Source organism: Aestuariivirga litoralis (assembly GCF_003234965.1).
In the GTDB taxonomy this organism is placed as follows: Bacteria; Pseudomonadota; Alphaproteobacteria; order Rhizobiales; family Aestuariivirgaceae; genus Aestuariivirga; species Aestuariivirga litoralis.
Genome location: NZ_QKVK01000004.1, coordinates 20,696 through 39,000, shown reverse-complemented (window position 1 = coordinate 39,000; position 18,305 = coordinate 20,696). Strand labels below are relative to the sequence as shown.

18 protein-coding genes are annotated in these 18,305 nt (G+C 65.6%); 14 read left to right on the top strand and 4 right to left on the bottom strand.

Annotated features, from left to right (window positions below):
- Positions 1-11 precede the first annotated feature (11 nt).
- The 11 genes from DK847_RS09895 to DK847_RS09850 all read left to right on the top strand — a co-directional run bounded on the left by DK847_RS09895 (position 12) and on the right by DK847_RS09850 (position 9,565).
- Positions 12-566: a hypothetical protein gene (locus tag DK847_RS09895; protein WP_146256093.1), complete on the top strand. Its 555-nt coding sequence runs from the start codon at positions 12-14 to the stop codon at positions 564-566.
- Positions 567-726: 160 nt separating this feature from the next.
- A complete protein-coding gene (locus DK847_RS09890) occupies positions 727-1,014 on the top strand; it encodes a hypothetical protein (protein ID WP_161957224.1) in 288 nt (95 codons plus the stop codon).
- Positions 1,015-1,026: 12 nt separating this feature from the next.
- The gene (locus DK847_RS09885) at positions 1,027-1,422 is read left to right on the top strand and encodes a hypothetical protein (protein ID WP_111198233.1); all 396 of its coding nucleotides are present in this window, start codon (positions 1,027-1,029) and stop codon (positions 1,420-1,422) included.
- An 11-nt stretch (positions 1,423-1,433) separates the two neighbouring features.
- Positions 1,434-1,601 (top strand): hypothetical protein, encoded by a 168-nt coding sequence (locus tag DK847_RS20780; protein WP_193548191.1) that lies wholly within the window; start codon positions 1,434-1,436, stop codon positions 1,599-1,601.
- 10 nt (positions 1,602-1,611) lie between these two features.
- Positions 1,612-3,027, top strand: a complete 1,416-nt coding sequence (locus DK847_RS09880; RefSeq protein ID WP_111198231.1) for an APC family permease — start codon at positions 1,612-1,614, stop codon at positions 3,025-3,027.
- A 75-nt stretch (positions 3,028-3,102) separates the two neighbouring features.
- The gene (locus DK847_RS09875; RefSeq protein ID WP_111198229.1) at positions 3,103-3,792 is read left to right on the top strand and encodes a hypothetical protein; all 690 of its coding nucleotides are present in this window, start codon (positions 3,103-3,105) and stop codon (positions 3,790-3,792) included.
- Positions 3,789-4,082, top strand: coding sequence for a hypothetical protein (locus tag DK847_RS09870; protein ID WP_111198228.1), 294 nt, complete (start codon positions 3,789-3,791; stop codon positions 4,080-4,082). Before DK847_RS09875 ends, DK847_RS09870 begins: the two co-directional genes overlap by 4 nt.
- Before the next feature lie 97 nt (positions 4,083-4,179).
- A complete protein-coding gene (locus tag DK847_RS09865) occupies positions 4,180-5,610 on the top strand; it encodes a homospermidine synthase (RefSeq protein WP_111198226.1) in 1,431 nt (476 codons plus the stop codon).
- Positions 5,611-5,694: 84 nt separating this feature from the next.
- Complete coding sequence (locus DK847_RS09860) at positions 5,695-7,479, top strand: extracellular solute-binding protein (RefSeq protein WP_111198224.1); 1,785 nt, start codon at positions 5,695-5,697, stop codon at positions 7,477-7,479.
- Entirely contained in the window at positions 7,476-8,918 is a 1,443-nt protein-coding gene (locus tag DK847_RS09855) for an acetate--CoA ligase (protein WP_111198222.1), read from the top strand. The genes DK847_RS09860 and DK847_RS09855 overlap by 4 nt, the downstream gene beginning before the upstream one ends.
- Positions 8,919-8,920: 2 nt before the next feature.
- Positions 8,921-9,565, top strand: a complete 645-nt coding sequence (locus tag DK847_RS09850; RefSeq protein WP_111198221.1) for a DsbA family oxidoreductase — start codon at positions 8,921-8,923, stop codon at positions 9,563-9,565.
- A 121-nt stretch (positions 9,566-9,686) separates the two neighbouring features.
- Here DK847_RS09850 and mfd read toward each other — a convergent pair whose 3' ends face one another.
- Complete coding sequence (mfd, locus tag DK847_RS09845; RefSeq protein ID WP_111198219.1) at positions 9,687-13,160, bottom strand: transcription-repair coupling factor; 3,474 nt, start codon at positions 13,158-13,160, stop codon at positions 9,687-9,689.
- Complete coding sequence (locus tag DK847_RS09840) at positions 13,157-13,420, bottom strand: FAD assembly factor SdhE (protein ID WP_111198658.1); 264 nt, start codon at positions 13,418-13,420, stop codon at positions 13,157-13,159. Before DK847_RS09840 ends, mfd begins: the two co-directional genes overlap by 4 nt.
- 61 nt (positions 13,421-13,481) lie before the next feature.
- Between DK847_RS09840 and recG the strand changes: the two genes are divergently transcribed.
- A complete protein-coding gene (gene recG / locus DK847_RS09835; RefSeq protein WP_111198217.1) occupies positions 13,482-15,599 on the top strand; it encodes an ATP-dependent DNA helicase RecG in 2,118 nt (705 codons plus the stop codon).
- Here the strand turns inward: recG and DK847_RS09830 are convergent.
- Positions 15,577-16,272 carry a DUF502 domain-containing protein gene (locus DK847_RS09830; protein ID WP_245414579.1) on the bottom strand — a complete coding sequence of 232 codons (696 nt, stop codon included), beginning with the start codon at positions 16,270-16,272 and terminating at the stop codon, positions 15,577-15,579. The two genes, recG and DK847_RS09830, sit on opposite strands and share 23 nt — an antisense overlap.
- Before the next feature lie 90 nt (positions 16,273-16,362).
- Between DK847_RS09830 and DK847_RS09825 the strand changes: the two genes are divergently transcribed.
- Both DK847_RS09825 and DK847_RS09820 read left to right on the top strand, forming a co-directional pair.
- A complete protein-coding gene (locus DK847_RS09825; protein ID WP_111198214.1) occupies positions 16,363-16,743 on the top strand; it encodes a YbaN family protein in 381 nt (126 codons plus the stop codon).
- Positions 16,744-16,838: 95 nt separating this feature from the next.
- Positions 16,839-17,405, top strand: coding sequence for a hypothetical protein (locus DK847_RS09820; protein WP_111198212.1), 567 nt, complete (start codon positions 16,839-16,841; stop codon positions 17,403-17,405).
- Here the strand turns inward: DK847_RS09820 and DK847_RS09815 are convergent.
- Positions 17,402-18,286, bottom strand: coding sequence for a tetratricopeptide repeat protein (locus DK847_RS09815; protein WP_161957223.1), 885 nt, complete (start codon positions 18,284-18,286; stop codon positions 17,402-17,404). The two genes, DK847_RS09820 and DK847_RS09815, sit on opposite strands and share 4 nt — an antisense overlap.
- Positions 18,287-18,305 lie beyond the last annotated feature (19 nt).

Here is an 18,305-nt window from a genome sequence, read left to right as displayed (position 1 = left end):
CAACACTTGACTTGACCGCCCCCTCCCGGGCCATGTTCCGCGCCATGCCCGCACCCGTGCTCATCCCCAACCGCCCGTTGATCGCCCGCCTGCTGCTGCTGTTCTGGGTGGCGGAAATCGCGGTGGGCCTGCTCTTCGTGGCGGCGGGCCATGGCCTGCTGCGGCCGGCCGAGAATGGCGGGGCGATCGTGCTGATGGTGATGGGGGTGGTGCTGAGCCTCGCCGGCGTGGTGATGGCGGGCCACTGCTGGCGCATCGCCAGCCTCGCCGGCAACGCCATCGAGATGACGGAGGCCGGCCTGCTGGACCGCCGGCTCTCGGCCCGCCCCATTGCCTGGGAGGCGATCGATTGGAAGGTGATCTTCAACGGGCGATCCTACAGCCTGCAGATGAACATCGCGGAACCGGCGCGGAGCACTGCCGGGATTTTCTGGCCGGCCCGGGCACTGGGCCTCTTCAGCAGGGTGTTGCGCCAGCCCGAGTTCAACGTTCCGGCACTGGGCACAGGCCTGTCGGCCGACGATATCGGCAAGCGCATGGCAGGGTTCAAACCGCCGGGGGTCTGAAAGCGGCCACTTGCGGACTTTCGGCGGCGTGATTGCTTGACATCGTTAGCAATGAAGAGTTTCCTCCCAGATAACAAAATTACCTCGCAGCAATAACGACTCACATAGGGGATTGGCCCAGCCCGCAGCGAGGATAATGGCTGGTCAATGGGAGAAACGCATGTCTGACCTCAAGCAACGCATTGAGGCGATGTACCGGCGCGATGTGCTCGTGGCATATGCGTTCGTCATCGGCCTCTGGTTTGCGATCATCTTCGTGATGATCGGCACCTGGAACCTCGCACCCGAGGGACCCTGGCGCACCATCCTCCTGATCGGCGGAGCCGCCGTCCTTCTCTTCAACACCGCCTCGATGGGCGCGATGGTGAGGCACTACAAGGAGGACAAGGACTTCATCTATGGCCTCGACATCAAGCATCTCGACGAGATGCGTGGCCACCGGCACTGAGGGGAACGGCACATGGCAAGATACACCCCTCCCCACCAGAGCAAGATCGGCCAGATCATCGACGTGATCGTGCTGCTGGTGCTCATCATCGGCGCGCTGCGCCTGCCCCTGTGGCTGGACCTCGCAGGCGGCGCCAAGGACCCCAAGCCCTTCAACCCCACCGCCACCTGGGCCGACCTCGGACAGGACACGCCGGAGAAGATCGCGGCCTACAACGCGCTCGGCTTCGACAGCCCTGACAACGAGGCCCTGCAGAACATCATCACCGCCCGCTACGACTACACCATCGACCCGCTCGAACTGGCGATCATGATCGTGGTGGTGGTTGGCTACTTCTTCCTCATCATCCGGTTCTCGGGTGTCGAGTACAAGGAAGTGATTGCCGAGAAATTCGGCGACAGGAAATAGGAGCGACGCCCATGAGTTTCTGGAATTACATGGAATACGCGGCCTGGATCCTGTCCGCGGTATTCGGCCTCTACATCATCCTCGACTGGTTCAGGATCGAGTCGTCCTATTCGGAAGAAGCGCTGACGTCGTCCCGCGAGGGCGAACTCGAGGCGATGACCGAACAGCACAAGATCTGAGGACCTGACAATGGCAAATGCACATCAAGCTGCCGGCGGCAAGGTCGAGAAGATCAGCCTGCTGCGCGTTCTCGGCCCCGCCCATGTCTGGGCGCTGGGCGTGGGCATCGTGCTCGTCGGCGAATACATGGGCTGGAACTTCGCAGTCGGCAAGGGCGGCGCCTATGCCGCCCTGATCGCCTGCTGGTTCGCAGGCCTCCTCTACACCTGCGTGGCCATGATCGACTCCGAGGTGACGTCCACCGTCGCCGCGGCGGGCGGGCAATACACCCAGGCCAAGCACATCGTGGGGCCGCTGATGGCCTTCAACGTCGGCCTCTACCTGGTGTTTGCCTACACCATGCTGGAGGCGGCCAACGCCATCACCCTCGGCTACCTGGTCTCCCAGGTGGCCGCGCTCTCGGGCTATACGGGCGAACTCGACCAGACGCCGTTCATCGTGCTGACGATCCTGTTCCTCGCCTGGCTCAACTATCGCGGCGTGCTGGCGACGCTGACCTTCAACCTGGTCATCACCGCGGTGGCCTTCATCGCCATCATCGTGCTGTTCCTGTCGACCCTCACCGGCACGACGGCGCTCAACCATGCCGGACTGATGGCCGGCGATGCGTCGCTGCCCTATGGGGCGATCGGTGTTGTCGCTGCCATGCATTTCGGCCTGTGGTACTACCTCGGCATCGAGGGAACGACACAGGCCGCCGAGGAAGTACGCTCGCCGGCGCGGGCCCTGCCCTTCGGCACCATGGCCGGCATCATCACGCTGCTGATCGCGGCAACCCTCACCTGGTACGTCTGCACCGGCGTGCTGCCGTGGGAGTTCCTCGGCGATGGCGTCAACGGTTCGGTGGCGCCGCTGTTCGACACGGCGCGCCTGTCGGGTTCCACCTTCCTCATGGTGTTCCTCGGCATCGGAACGATGTTCTCGACCATGGCGTCGGCCAACGGCTGCATCAACGACGCTTCCCGCGCCTGGTTCGCCATGGGCCGCGACCACTACCTGCCGCAGTGGTTCGGCGCGGTGCATCCGAAGTTCCGCACGCCCTTCCGGTCGATCATCTTCCTCGTGCCCATCGCGATCCTCTTCGCGCTGGGCGCCCCGCTGGACCAGGTGATCACCTTCTCGATCCTGTCGGGCCTGCTGGAATATACCTTCATGCCCATCAACGTGATCCTGTTCCGCCGCAAGTGGCCGCTCGACACCATCAAGCGCGGCTACGTGCACCCGTTCCACCCGGTTCCGGCCATCGTGCTGCTCTGCCTCTGCGCGGTGACCTATTTCGCGGTGTTCCTGGGCTATGGCACGCAGCTGATCGCCATGGTGGGCTTCTACATCGTGGTCTCGCTGTGGTTCCACTTCTGGCGCTACCGCTTCGTGAAGCGCGGCGACCAGTTCACCATGCCCTGGCCGCGCCCGCGCGGCTATTGAGAACACGCGGCTGACATGCGAACAGCGCTGGCCCGCCTCCCCCGAGGCGGGCCAGTTCCATGAGAGGACCCGAGTGTGAGCATTACCCACCTGCTGCTGGCCCTGGCCGCCGCGATTGCCGGAACGGGCTTTCTCTACGCCCTCACCGCGAGCATCCGCGACGGCCGCGTGCGGGCGTCGCGGCGGGCCGCCTTCCTCGACGACGTCCAGTGCCTCTTCACCGGCGGACTGAAGAAGCTCCAGCCAGATGGTTTCCCGCGCATCAGCGGCACTTACCGGGGCGCCACCTTCGACATCCAGCTGGTCCCGGACACGCTGAATTTCCGCAAGCTGCCCAGCCTGTGGCTGCTGGTCTCGCTGCCCGAGCCGATGCCCGTCAAGGCAACCTTCGACCTGATGATGCGGCCGCGCGGCGTCGAGGTGTTCTCACGCCACGCCGCGTTGCCGGTGCAGATGGCGCCCGACCCCGCCTTCCCGCATGATTGCACGGTGCGCACCGATGCCCCGCAGCTGCTGCCACCGCGGCAGCTTCTGCTGAAGCATGCCGCCATCCTCGACGACCCGCGCGCCAAGGAACTGGTGATCTCGCCGAAGGGTCTTCGCATCGTGTGGCTGACGGAGGAAGCGAGCCGTGGCTCCTACCTGCTGTTCCGCGACAGCGAGATGGGCCTCCAGCCCTTCCCAGCTGCCGCGGCAAAGCCTCTGCTCGATTATCTGCTCGACCTCAGGGACGACCTGCTGGCCCATCCGGAGACTGCGTCATGACCACCCCCGCCGAGACCAAGCGCCCGATGAACCCGCTTCTCGTGCTGGCACTCGCCATCGTGCTGCCCGGCTCCGGGCAGGTGTTCAACGGCGAACCGTGGCGCGGGCTGATCTTCCTGTTCTTCATGTTCCTGCTGGGCGGCTTCACCCTCATCACCGCCGCACCCGATGTCTCCATCATTGGAAAGCTGGCGGGCGGGCTGTTCGTCTATGCCATCGCGATCTTCGACGCCTACAAGAAGGCGAAGATCCGCTACGAGGTCTGGCGCTACGCCGCCGGAACGCGCTGAACGGCGGCAATTTCGCGCCTGCAGATTCTCCTTTTGAATGACAGCCCTACCCGCTATAGGCGCAGGACTATCCCGCAAACACAGGAGTTCCGATGAAATGAATAACTGGCCCGTGCACGCCGCGTGGAATGGCCCCATCGTGATGATCGGCTTCGGCTCGATCGGCAGGGGCACACTGCCGTTGATCCTTCGCCACATCAAATGCGATCCGAAGCAGATCACGGTCATCGACCCCGACGCCGCGCACAGCCAGCTGGCCGAGAAGCAGGGTGCCGCCTTCATGAAGGCGGCGATCACTGCCAAGAACTACCGTCAGGTGCTGAAGCCCCTGCTGACGGCTGGTCCCGGCCCCGCCTTCATCGTGAACCTCTCCGTCGACGTCGACAGCCTCGACATCATGCGCCTCGCCCGCGAGACGCATGCGCTCTACATCGACACCGTCATCGAGCCGTGGCCGGGCTTCTACTACAACAGCAAGATGCCGCAGGGCGAACGCACCAACTACGCGATGCGCGAGAAGATGCTGGACCTGAAGCGCGCGCTGGGTGCCGGCCCCACCGCCGTCTCCTGCTGCGGGGCCAACCCGGGCATGGTGTCGTGGTTCGTCAAGCAGGCGCTGATGGACATCGCCAAGGCGACCAAGACCAAGGTGGCCGAGCCCACCACGCGCGACGGCTGGGCGAAGCTCATGAAGAAGCTGGGCGTCAAGGGCATCCATGTCGCCGAGCGCGACACCCAGCGGACGAAGCAGCCCAAGCCCTTTGGCACCTTCGTCAACACCTGGTCGGTCGAAGGCTTCATCTCGGAAGGCCTGCAGCCGGCGGAACTGGGCTGGGGCACGCACGAGAAGAAGCTGCCGCCCAAGGGCAAGCGCCACAAGAAAGGCTGCGGTGCCGCGATCTACATCGAGACGCCGGGAGCCGACACCCGCGTGCGCACCTGGACGCCCACCGAGGGCCCGCATTTCGGCTTCCTCGTCACCCACAACGAGGCGATCTCGATCTCGGACTATTTCACCGTGCGCTCCGGCCGCAAGGTGAGCTACCGCCCGACCTGCCACTATGCCTATCATCCGTCGAACGACGCCGTCCTCTCCTGGGTGGAGATGCTGGGCAATGGCGGCAAGCACCCGAAGGACTTCTATGTCCTCGACGAGAAGCAGATCGCCGACGGCCGCGACGAGCTCGGCGTGCTGCTCTATGGCCACAAGAAGAACGCCTACTGGTTCGGCTCGCAGCTGTCGATCGAGGAGGCGCGCAAGCTCGCGCCCCATAACAGCGCCACGGGCCTGCAGGTGTCCTCCGCCGTGCTCACCGGCATGATCTGGGCGATCGAGAACCCGATGGCCGGCATCGTCGAAACCGACGAAATGGACTACAAGCGCTGCCTGGAGATCCAGACCCCCTATCTGGGCCCGGTGCGCGGCGTCTATACCAGCTGGACGCCGCTCGACTCCGTTGTGGAGCTCTTCGCCACCGACCTCGACCGCAAGGACCCCTGGCAGTTCCAGAACATCCTGGTGCGCTAACCAGGGGTTACATGGAAGCAAGACTTTCATGGCCGGGCTTGCCCGGCCATGATGTTTCCCGATTCGCACTGCAATCGAGGGACCATGTCCAAGCTCCGCCGCACCGCCCTCCTCGCCACGGCCTTCCTGGCCTTCACCACGCTCGCCGAAGCTGCGCCGCAGCACGGCATCGCCATGCTGGGCGAACCGGCGCTGCCGCCGGATTTCAAGCACCTGCCCTATGCCAATCCGGACGCCCCGCAGGGCGGCGACCTGCGCCAGGCCGTCACCGGCTCCTTCGACAGCGTCAACCCCTTCATCGTGAAGGGCCAGTCGGCCATGGGTCCCCGCACCTATGTGTTCGAGAGCCTGCTGGGCCGGAACTGGGACGAACCCTTCTCGCTCTATGGCCTTCTCGCCGAGACGATCGACGTTTCCGACGACCGGCAGACATTCACCTTCAAGATCAGGCCCGATGCGAAATTTTCCGACGGCACGCCCGTCACCGCGGCGGACGTGGTGTTCTCGATGGAGACCCTGCGCGACAAGGGCCGCCCGAACTTCAAGAATTCCTATTCCAAGATCACCAAAGCCGAGACGCCGGACGAGCACACCGTCACCTTCCACCAGGAAGCGGGCGACCGCGAACTGCCGCTGATCATGGGCCTGATGCCGATCTTCCCCAGGGCACAATGGCAGGACAAGGACTTCGCCCAGACCACGCTGGACCCCCTCATGGGCTCCGGGCCCTATGTGATGGAGAAGATCAAGGCCGGGGAAACCATCACCTATCGCAGGAACCCGGACTATTGGGGCAAGGACCTGCCGATCGGCAAGGGCCTGTGGAATTTCGACACCGTCCGCTTCGACTATTATCGTGATGCCAACGCCGCCTTCGAGGCCTTCAAGTCCGGACTTGCCGACGTGCGCATCGAGACCGATCCGAAGCGCTGGAACACCGGCTATGATTTCCCGGCCGTGAAGGACGGCAAGATCACGCTGGAGAAGGTGGAACAGAAGACACCGGCCCCTGCCTCCGGCTTCATCTTCAACACCCGCCGCCCGATCTTCGAGGATCCGCGCGTGCGCGAGGCGCTGGTCATGGCCTTCGACTTCGAATGGGCCAACGCCAACCTGTTCAGCAATGCCTATCACCGCACCTATGGCTACTATGGCGGATCGGAACTCTCGTCCGAGGGCAAGCCCGTGGACGATGCCGAGAAGGCCGTGCTTGGCGATGCACTGGCGAAGCTCCGGCCCGACTTCGTCGACGGCAGCTACCGGCTACCCGTCAGCGATGGCTCCGGGCGCGACCGGAAGCTGCTGCGCAAGGCCGTGGCGCTGCTGGCGGAAGCGGGATGGACCATGTCGGACAAGGGGCTGGTCAATGCCAAGGGTGAGCCCTTCAGCTTCACCATCCTGGTGAAGGACCGCGACCAGGAGAAGATCGCGCTGCACTACCAGCGCACGCTTGCCGCCATCGGCATCACCGCCACTGTCCGCATCATCGACGCGGCGCAGTTCACCGCGCTGCAGAACACCTATGACTATGACATGATCCCGGCGACCTGGTTCAACTCGCTGTCGCCGGGCAACGAGCAGGTGCTCTATTTCGGCTCGGAGGGCCGCACCGTGCAAGGCACGCGCAACTATCCCGGCATTGCCGACCCGGCGGTGGACCATGCCATCCAGTCCATGCTCGACGCCAAGACGCGCGAGGACTTCGTCGCGGCCGTGCGCGCCGAGGACCGTCTGCTGACATCAGGTTTCTACATGGTGCCGCTCTATGACGCCGGCGGCCAGTGGGTGGCGCGGTGGAACACCATCGGCCGGCCGGACGCCCAGCCGCTGACCGGCTTCGAGGCGACGACGCTCTGGCGCAACAAGTGAGCTTCACCGGCGCACCCCCGCCGGAGCGCCTGAACCTCGCGCGCTACTGCCTGGCGGACAAGGCGGCCGAAAAGACGGCGCTGATCGTTGCGGGTGAAGAAACCCGGCGCTGGAGCTATGGCGCACTGGAGGATCTGGTGCTGCGCATGGCTGCAGGGCTGTGCAAGCTGGGGCTGGAGCCGGGCCAGCGCCTGTTCATCCGCATGGGCAATTCGCTCGACTATGCGCTGGTCTTCCTTGCCGCCAATGCGGCGGGCGCAATTCCCATTGCCGCCTCGCCGATGCTCACGCCGACGGAAGTCGCGGCACTGCTGCGCTTCAGCGGCGCTCGTTTCATCGCGTGGGATGGCCTGCTGGCGCTCCCTGCCCTTGAGGACATCACGCTGCTGGCGCCGGATGACATCGCACGCCTCAAGACCGCGGCGCCTGGAGGCTACGCCGATACGGCGTCGGATGACCCGGGCTACATGATCTTCACTTCCGGCACCTCCGGCACGCCCAAGGGCGTGCTGCATGCGCAGCGCGCCATCTGGGGGCGGCGGCCGATGTATCGGGGCTGGTACGGCATCGGCCCCTCGGACGTGATGCTGCACACCGGGGCCTTCAACTGGACCTACACGCTGGGCACGGGGCTGTTCGACCCCTTCGCCAATGGCTGCACGTCGGTGGTCTACACCGGCACAAAGGATGATGCCGTCTGGGAGCGGCTCATCGCCGAACATGGCGTGACCATCATGGCCTCGGTGCCGGGCATCTACCGCCACCTGCTGCGGGCGGGCTTTCGCCCGGCCCCGACGCTGCGCCACGGATTGACGGCGGGCGAGGCGCTGGCGCGTCCGATCCTCGACGGCTGGCGCGAACAGACCGGAACCGAGCTCTACGAGGCGCTGGGGATGAGCGAGATCTCGACCTACATCTCGTCCTCGCCCACGGTGCCCGTCAGGCCAGGCTCCCCCGGCAAGCCGCAGGAGGGCCGCGCGGTGCGCGTGCTCGAGGATGGCGAGCTGGCCGTGCACCGCAGCGACCCCGGCCTGTTCCTCGGCTACTGGGGCGAGGAGCGCTTCGCGGAGGAGTGGTTCGCCACGGGCGACACGGCGGAGTTCGACGCCGATGGCTATGTCTGGTGCCATGGCCGCATCGACGACATGATGAATGCCGGCGGCTTCCGCGTCTCGCCGCTGGAGGTGGAGAAGGTGCTGCTGCAGCACGGGGCGATTGCCGAGGCCGGCGTGCGGGAATGGCGCGTCTCGGAGACGGCCTCGATCATCGCCGCCTTCCTGGTGCCGCGCGAAGGTGCGGACGTTAACGAAGAGGCGGTGATGGGCTTTGTCAGGGAGCGGCTGGCCGCCTATAAGTGCCCGAAGCAGATCTGGTTCGTGCCCGCGCTCCCGCGAACCGCCAACGGCAAGCTCAACCGGAAAGCGCTGGAGAAGCCCTGAGCATGGCTGACCGTTTCACCATCGACGTCGTGTCCGACGTCATCTGCCCCTGGTGCTTCCTCGGCAAGCGCCGCCTCGATGCGGCGCTTGCCGCCCTCGACATGGACGTCTTCATCCGCTGGCGGCCCTACATGCTGGACCCCACCATTCCGCCGGAAGGTCTCGACCGCCACCAGTACATGCTCAACAAGTTCGGCGCGGAGAAACTGAAGACCATCCATGACCCGCTGATCGAGGCTGGCCGGGAACTGGACGTGCCCTACCGCTTCGACCTCATCACCCGCACACCCAACACGCTGGACGCCCATCGCCTGATCCGCTGGTCGCACACGGTGGAGCGCCAGACCGAGATGGTCGAGCGCCTGTTCATGGCCTACTGGAGCGAAGGCAAGGACGTGGGCGACCGCGACGTGCTGGCCGCCTGCGCGGGCGAAGCCGGCATCAACGCGCAGCAGATCCGCGAACTGCTCGACACCGAGCAGGACGTCGAGGAGACCAGGGCGGAGATCCAGCACGCCACCAACATCGGCGTGACGGGTGTGCCGACATTCATCCTGGCGCAGAGCTATGCGCTGGTGGGCGCACAGTCGCCCGCCGTGCTGGTCGATGCCATTTCGCGGGTCGCGAAGGAAGTGGGCGAGGCTTAGGGCTCTGCCATTCCTCGCAATCATCATCGCCGGGCTCGTCCCGGCGATCCTTTCGATGGCAGCCCAAAGGATGCCCGGGACGGGCCCGGGCATGATGAAACTCTGAACGCACAGATGCGGCTCACGCCGCCAGCTTCACCAGCGTCTGCATCAATTGCCGCGTGCCCTTGAGGCGCTCTTCCGGCGTCTCCCATTCACGCATCACGACGAGCTTCATGTCGGGCCGGAGCTTGGCCTTGGTGCCCTGCCCCGTGATCCACTGCACCAGCGCGCCCGGATTGGCGAAGGCATCGCCGCGGAAGGCCATGACGGCGCCCTTGGGGCCAGCGTCCACGCTCTGCACATTGGCGGTGCGGCAGAGGAGCTTGATCGAGACGACGGCGAGAAGGTGATTGACCTCCTCCGGCACCGGCCCGAAGCGGTCGCGCAGTTCGGCACCGAAGGCATCGACGGCCTGCTGGTCGTGCAAGTCCGCAAGACGGCGGTAGAGGCCGAGGCGCACCTGCAGGTCCTCGACATAGGTCTCGGGGATCAGGACCGAGGTACCGATGTTGATCTGCGGTGACCATTGGCCGTCCGACTCCAGCGTGTCCTCGCCGGTGCGGAGCTTGGCCACCGCCTCCTCGATCATCTGCTGGTAGAGCTCGTAGCCCACTTCCTTGATGTGGCCCGACTGCTCGTCACCCAAAAGGTTGCCCGCACCGCGCAGGTCAAGGTCGTGGCTGGCCAGCGTGAAGCCTGCGCCCAGTGAATCGAGCGACTGCAGCACCTTGAGGCGCTTGTCGGCGGCCTGGGTGAGCGTCTTGTTGGCGGGCGTCGTGAAGATCGCATAGGCGCGCTGCTTCGAGCGGCCCACGCGGCCACGCAGCTGGTAGAGCTGGGCGAGGCCGAACATGTCGGCCCGGTGGATGATCAGCGTATTGGCGGTCGAGATGTCGAGGCCCGATTCCACGATGGTGGTGGACAGAAGCACGTCGAACTTCCGGTCATAGAAGCCGGTCATGATGTCCTCGAGCTCGGTCGGCGCCATGCGGCCATGGGCCATGCGGAACTTCACCTCCGGAACCGTCTCCTTCAGGAAGGCGGCGATCTCGTCGAGGTCGGTGACGCGCGGTACGACATAGAAGCTCTGGCCGCCGCGGAAATGCTCGCGCAGCAGGCTCTCCCGGATGATCACGGGGTCGAAGGGCGTGATGTAGGTGCGGACCGCCAGACGATCGAGCGGCGGGGTGGTGATGAGCGAGAGCTCGCGCACGCCCGACAGGGCGAGCTGCAGCGTGCGCGGGATGGGTGTTGCCGTGAGGGTGAGGACATGCACGTTGGTGCGCATCTCCTTCAGCCGCTCCTTGTGCTTGACGCCGAAATGCTGCTCCTCGTCAATGATCATGAGGCCGAGATCGCGGAACTTGATCGAGTCCGCGAGCAATGCGTGCGTGCCGACGACGATGTCGATGTCGCCACTCGCGATCCCCGCCTTCACCTGGTCCAGCTCCTTCTTCGGCACCATGCGCGAGGCCTGGGCGATGTTGATGGGCAGGCCCTTGAAGCGGTTCTGGAAGGTGGCGAAGTGCTGGCGGGCAAGCAGCGTCGTCGGCACCACCACCGCCACCTGCTTGCCGTTCATGGCGGCGACGAAGGCCGAGCGCAGCGCCACCTCGGTCTTGCCGAAGCCGACGTCGCCGCAGACCAGCCGGTCCATCGGGCGGCCCTTCTGGAAATCCTCGATCACGGCCTCGATGGCGGTGAGCTGGTCCTCCGTCTCCTCATAGGGGAAGCGGGCGGCGAATTCCTCGTAGGCACCTTCGGGCGGCGGCAGCACGTCGCCGGGCTTCAGCTCGCGCGCGGCGGCCGTGCGGATCAGGCCCTCGGCGATCTTGAGGATGCGCTCCTTGAGCTTGGCCTTCTTGGCCTGCCAGGCGCCGCCGCCGAGCTTGTCGAGCTGCACGCCCTGCTCGTCCGAGCCATAGCGCGAGAGGAGCTCGATGTTCTCGACCGGCAGGAACAGCCGGTCACCCCCGGCATAGGAGAGGAACAGGCAATCATGCGGGGCGCCCTGCACCTCGATGGTCTTCAGCCCCTCGAAGCGGCCGATGCCATGGTCGACATGCACCACGAGGTCGCCCGGCGAAAGGGCCGAGAGCTCGCTTATGAAGTCGGACGCCTTCTTGTTGCGCCGGCCGCGGCGCACCATGCGGTCGCCGAGGATGTCCTGCTCGGAGATGATGGCGAAATCATCAGTCTCGAAGCCCTCCTCCAGCCCCAGCACCAGAAGGCCTGCGATGGCCTTGTCCCAGGTGAGGAACTCCGGCCAGTCCCTGGCGGCGGCGAGCGGCGCCACGTCATGGTCCTTGAGGATGGTCTCCATGCGCTCGCGCGAGCCCTCGGTCCAGGACGCGATGGCGACGCGGCGCCCACCTCGGCGGATGTCGTCGGCGTGGGCCTTGACGGCCTCATAGACATTGCCGCCGGCCTGCGCGCGCTCGGCCGCGAAGCTGCGGCCACGACGGCCGCCGAAGGAAATGGAATTGGGGCTCTCGAAGGGCGAGAAGGCGAGCACGGTGTAATTGGTCTGCGCCTCGGCCCATTGCGCTTCGGTGACGTAGAGGCTGGCGGGCTTCACCGGCTTGTAGGGCGCAGCGCCATAGGTCTCCTTCTTGTCGAGGGCCTCGCGCCGGGCATTGTAGAACTCCGCCACCTGCTCCTGCCGGGCCGTCGCGGCCTCGTCGGCCGAATGGTCGAGCGTGATGACGGGGTCTTCGAGATAGTCGAACAGCGTGGAGAGTTCGTCATGGAACAGCGGCAGCCAGTGCTCCATGCCCTGGTACTTGCGGCCCGCCGAGACGCTCTCATAGAGCGGATCACTGATGTCGATGCCGCCGAAGGCCTGGGCGTAGTTGACGCGGAACTTGCCGATCGAGGTTTCGTTCAGCAGCACCTCGTTGGCGGGGTTCAAGGTGAAGCGCTTCAGCGTCGAGGTGGTGCGCTGCGACTCCGGGTCGAAGCTGCGGATCGACTCGAGCGTGTCGCCGAAGAAGTCGAGGCGAACAGGCGCATCGGAACCCGGCGGGAAGATGTCGACGATGCCGCCGCGCACCGCGAAGTCGCCGGGGTCGACCACCGTGCCAGTGCGCGAGAAGCCGTTTTCGGCCAGGAAGGCGATGAGCCGGTCGGAATTCACCCGGTTGCCCGGGGCGGCGGCAAACGTCTGCCCCTCGATCAGCGTGCGCGGCACCACCCGCTGCAGGATGGCAGGAACGGTGGTGATGAGCACGGTCGGCTTGGTCACCGGCTCCAGCAACCGCGCCAGCGTCGCGAGGCGGCGGGCGACGATGTCGGCCACCGGCGAGACGCGGTCGTACGGCAGGCAGTCCCAGGCGGGGAAGCGCAGCACGTCAAGCTTCGGTGCAAAATAGGCAAGCTGGTCCGCCAGCACGGCGGCGCGGCTGTCATCCACCGCCACATGCACCACCACGCGCTTGCCCACCGCCTTCGCGATCTCGGGCAGCAGCATGGCATCGAGCCCCTGCGGCACGCCGGAGACGGCGGTGCGGCCGGGCTGGGAGAGCCGCTGCGTCAGCTTCGAAACATCGATCATGGCGTGTAGGCGAGGATGCGGGTCAGCAGTGGTGACAGGTGTTCGGGCGGAACCTCCGCCTGCCTCGTGGCCCAGGACAGCATGTCCTGGTCAGGAATCTCCATGATGCGCTCGAGATCGGTGATCTCGTCCTCAGAAAACCCGCCGAGGTGCTGCACCACGAAGCCGCCGAGGATCAGGTCCATCTCCTTGATGCCACGGTGGGTGGCGCGCCACAGGAGGCGCTTGCGGCGGGTTTCTGTCTCGGAGCTTGCGGTCATCAGAAAGGTCTCATGCCCCAAGCGCCCTTGCGCCGCAACCGGTTCCCGGTGAAATAGGCCCATGCGCCCACCGCTCCTCAATCCGCTGTTCGCCGGGGCCGCCGGCCTCAAGGGCATCGGCGCCAAGCTGGACAAGCTGCTGGCAGGTTTCCTGCGCCCGGCGCACGGCACGCCAGGTGAGACGACGCGCATCGTCGACCTGCTGTTCCACCTGCCGTCGGGCATCGTCGACCGCCGCTTCCGGCCGAAGATCAACGGCCTTCCGCGTGACGGTGTGGTGACGGTGGAGGCGACCGTGATGCGCCACCGCCCGCCGCCCCCCGGCAACAGGCGCGTGCCCTACCGGGTGGACGTTTCCGACGGAACGGGACCGCTGACTCTGGTGTTCTTCCATGCCTATGCGGATTCGATCCGCCGGGCTCTCCCCGAGGGCGAGACGCGCTTCATCTCCGGCAAGATCGACTGGTTCAACGACGAGCCGCAGATCGCACACCCGGATCACATCGTGTCGGCGGACGAGTTCGGGCGCATGCCGCTGATCGAACCGGTCTATCCCCTGACGGAGGGCCTGTCGCCCAAGGTGCTGGCCAAGGCCATCGCCCAGGCGCTTGAAAAGCTGCCCGAGCTTCCCGAATGGCAGGACCTGCCCTTCCTGCAACGCCACGGCTGGCCCTCCTTCCAGCAGGCCCTGAGGACCCTGCATCACCCGCTGGCCCCAACGGCCGTAGGCCTGGAAAGCCCCGACCGGCGGCGGCTGGCCTATGACGAGTTGCTGGCAAACCAGCTGGCCCTCACCCTCGTCCGCGCCAACATGAAGCGGGCGCAGGGGCGCAAGCTGCCGGGCACGGGGGAGCTCCGCTCAAGGCTCATCAAGGCCCTGCCCTACAGCCTGACCAATGCGCAAGCCGAGGCCGTGAACGACATCCTCCGCGACATGGCCTCGGGCGACCGCATGCTGCGGCTGCTGCAGGGTGACGTGGGCTCCGGCAAGACGGTGGTGGCCCTGCTGGCACTCGCAACCGCCATCGAGAGCGGCGCGCAGGGGGCACTTATGGTGCCGACCGAAATCCTCGCCCGCCAGCACCATGCCACGCTGTCGAAGCTTTGTGATGCGGCTGGCATCTCGGTCACGCTCCTCACGGGCCGCGAGAAGGGCAAGACACGCGACGAGATCCTCGCGCGCGTCGCGGCGGGCGAAACCGCGCTCGTCGTCGGCACCCACGCGCTTTTCCAGGAGCATGTGGTGTTCAAGGACCTGGGGCTGGTGGTCATCGATGAGCAGCACCGCTTCGGCGTCCACCAGCGCCTCGCATTGCAGGCCAAGGCGGGCGGCGCAACCGATCTCCTCGTCATGACGGCGACGCCCATCCCGCGCACCCTGGCACTCACCGTCTATGGCGACATGGATGTCTCCAAGCTCACCGAGAAGCCGGCGGGCCGCCTTCCCATCGACACCCGCGTCATTCCCATGGCGCGCATGGATGACGTGATCGACGGCCTCGCGCGCTCGATCGCGCAGGGCAACCGCGCCTATTGGGTCTGCCCCCTCGTCGAGGAGAGCGAGCAGGTGGACCTCGCCGCCGCCGAGGAGCGCTTCCTGCAGCTCGCCTCACGCTTCAAGGGTCAGGTGGGCCTCGTCCACGGCCGCATGAAGGGGCCGGACAAGGACCGCGTGATGCAGGAATTCAAGGACGGCACGCTGCAGCTTCTCGTCTCCACCACCGTGATCGAGGTCGGCGTCGACGTGCCGGAGGCCACTGCCATCGTCATCGAGAACGCGGAGCGCTTCGGCCTCGCCCAGCTGCACCAGCTCAGGGGTCGCGTGGGCCGCGGCTCGGGCAAGTCCTCCTGCCTGCTCCTCTACCAGGAGCCTCTGGGCGAGACGGCCAAGGCACGGCTTTCCATCATGCGCGAGACGGAGGATGGATTCCGCATCGCGGAAGAAGACCTGCGGCTGCGGGGTGCTGGCGAGATGCTGGGCACCCGGCAGTCAGGCTTGCCGCTGTTCAGCATGGCGGATCTTTCGACCGACGGCGACCTGTTGCAGGCGGCGCGCGATGACGCGCAGCTGGTACTGAACAAGGACGCGAAGCTGACCGGACCACGCGGCGAGGCGCTGCGCGTGCTGCTCTACCTCTTCGAGCGCGACGAGGCGATCAGGCTTCTTTCGGCAGGCTGACGGCCGCCGCAGCCTCCTTGTCCGGCGGCAGCGGCTTGTCGGGGAACACGAGGCCCATGGAGATCACGAGCTTCAGCCCGTCCTCGACACTCATGTCGATGATCTTCACGTCGCTGGTGTCGACGAAGAACACATAGCCCGAGGTGGGATTGGGCGTGGTCGAGACATAGACCGCATACATCTGGCGGCCCGGCGCGAGGCCGATCTGCGCCCCGTCCACCTCGCGCGAGACGAAGGCGATTGACCAGGCATCACGGCGCGGCCATTCCACCAGGCAGACGTAGCGGAAGGAAGCGCCCTTCTGCGAGAAAAGGGTTTCAAAGATCTGCTTCGATCCCTTGTAGATCGAGCGCACGACCGGCATGGAATTGAGAATCTTGTCCCAGATGGCGATCATGGTGCGGCCGGCGAGATTTGCCGCCATGAAGCCGATCAGGGTGATGGCGATGAGGGCGAAGATCAGTCCGAAGCCCGGGACCCTGATTGGCAGATAGGTATCGGGATTATAGGATTCCGGCAGGAAGGGCTTCACCCACGCGTCGAACATGGTGACGAACCAATAGGTCGCCCACACGGTTATGGCGATGGGCGCGGTAATCACCAGTCCGGTGAAGAAATAGGCGCGCAGCTTCCCAAAAATGGAACTCTGCGCCTTGATTTCGACGTCAACCACCTTCACTTGAGGGCGGGGATCAATGGGATCGGGCATGGGCCAGCCAATAGACATGAATCGCGCCACGATCACAAGACCGGCGGGTGCCGCATGGTGAAGGCCCTGAGGCGCCCCGTGCTGCTGGGAACGGGCTGGCTCTGCGTGGGCCTGGGCCTCGTCGGCATCGTGCTGCCGCTGATGCCGACGACGCCCTTCCTGCTGGTCGCAGTCTGGGCCTTTTCGCGCTCCTCACCCGAAATGGCGGAGAAAATCCGCTCGCATCGCCTGGCCGGCGCCTATGTGCGCGACTGGGAGGACGAGGGCGTGATCCCGACCGGTGCCAAGATCGTCGCCGTGACGATGATGACGGCCATGTTCGGCTACCTCCATTTCGGCACCGAGGCCCCGGCCTGGCTGGAGATTGGCGCCGCCCTGACGCTGGCGGCCACCGCGGCCTATATCCTGACCCGCCCCGGGCGCCGCGCGGCCTGAGGCATTTACCACGCCGCAAGGCACCTGCCCTGGTTGCTTTGCGCAGGCCGCTGGTTCCGCTAAGCCTTCACCAAGGCCAAAGGGCGGGACAAGACATGACGAAGACACATCTTCTTGCAGCAACCCTCGCACTGGCAGCGGCAGCCCTGCCCGCTTCGGCAGCCACCGTGCGCGACTGGAACTGGCTCAACGGCACCACCTGGTATGTGCCGACCAGCGGCCTTCCCGCCTATGTCTATGTACCCGCACAGAACCGGCTGATCCCCGTCCAGGACCAGACGGTCTACACCATCACCGGATACCGCAACGGCTATTTCTGGGGCCGCACCGCGGCGAAGCTGGGCGACAATGCCATCAGCTGCAAGTCGCTGGTGGGATCGGTGACGCCGGAGGGAAAGATCTACCTCACCTTCACCGACTATCCCTATGCTGACGGGTCCGAGACCACCATCGGCGTCGGCAACATGGTCATGAAGGCACGGCAGTGGACCATGGCCAACCAGATGTCGACGGGTTCATCCTCCGCCCAGGTCGGCCACTGGGCCTACATGGTGCAAACCCGCCCCGGAACCGCGTCCTGGTATTCGCTGCCGGGCGTCAACATGGCGGTCCCGGATTTCATGCAGACTTGCCTCGACGCGGCACCGAACACGCCGGGCTAATCCCCCGCCGCCTTCACCTTGCCGGCTGGGTAGCGTTCCTCCCAGACCCGGGCGCGGGCTTCCGCCTCGATGCGCTCGTCGGCGCCGACGCTGGCTTCGATCTGCTCGGCACGGGAGAAGATTTCCGGGTTCTCATCGGGCCGGGCGGACTCGCGGGCAAGGATGTACCACATCACGGCACGGGTGCGGTCGGCGTTGACGATCTGGCCTGACCAGTAGAGATCACCGAGATAGGCCTCGGCGGGCGCATAACGTTTGCGGGCCGCGGCCATCAGCCACTTCAGGCCCTGCTGCGGGTTCTTCTTCACGCCCTCGCCCTTGATGCTCATCACCCCCAGCGCATATTGCGCGGCCGGGTGGCCATAGGCCGTGGCGATCTTGAGGTAACTCTGGGCGGCGGCCTTGGGATCTGGCTGGAGGCCGGCATTGACGGCGCCACGCCGCTGGTAATCAGCCAGGCGGACCATGGCGTCCACGGTGATGCGCAGGCGGTTGGGGTCCGTCTCCTCGGGGTCGTAGTGCTCGGCAACGCGGGAATAGTAGCTGTAGGCCATCGCATCATTGCGCGGCACGCCCACACCCTGGCTGTACATGTGGCCGAGATACCAGTCGGCGACGATGTTGCCATCGTCCGAGGCGCGGCGGAACAGCTTGAGGGCGCGTTCATAGTCGCCGTTCTTGTAGGCGCGCTTGGCCTTCTTGAGGTCGTCGGTCCAGAACGGAATGGAGAATTCCGGAAGGTGGATGTCCGGCGCGGCGGGAAGATAGGAATAGAATTCGGCGAGTGGGCCCTTCTCGTCGTCATCCGCCGCGGTGGCGGGAGCGAGCATCATGAGCATCGAGACGGCTGCCAGGATGACGTGCCGGATGCCGGCATGCATCCGCCACACTCCGCTCGGA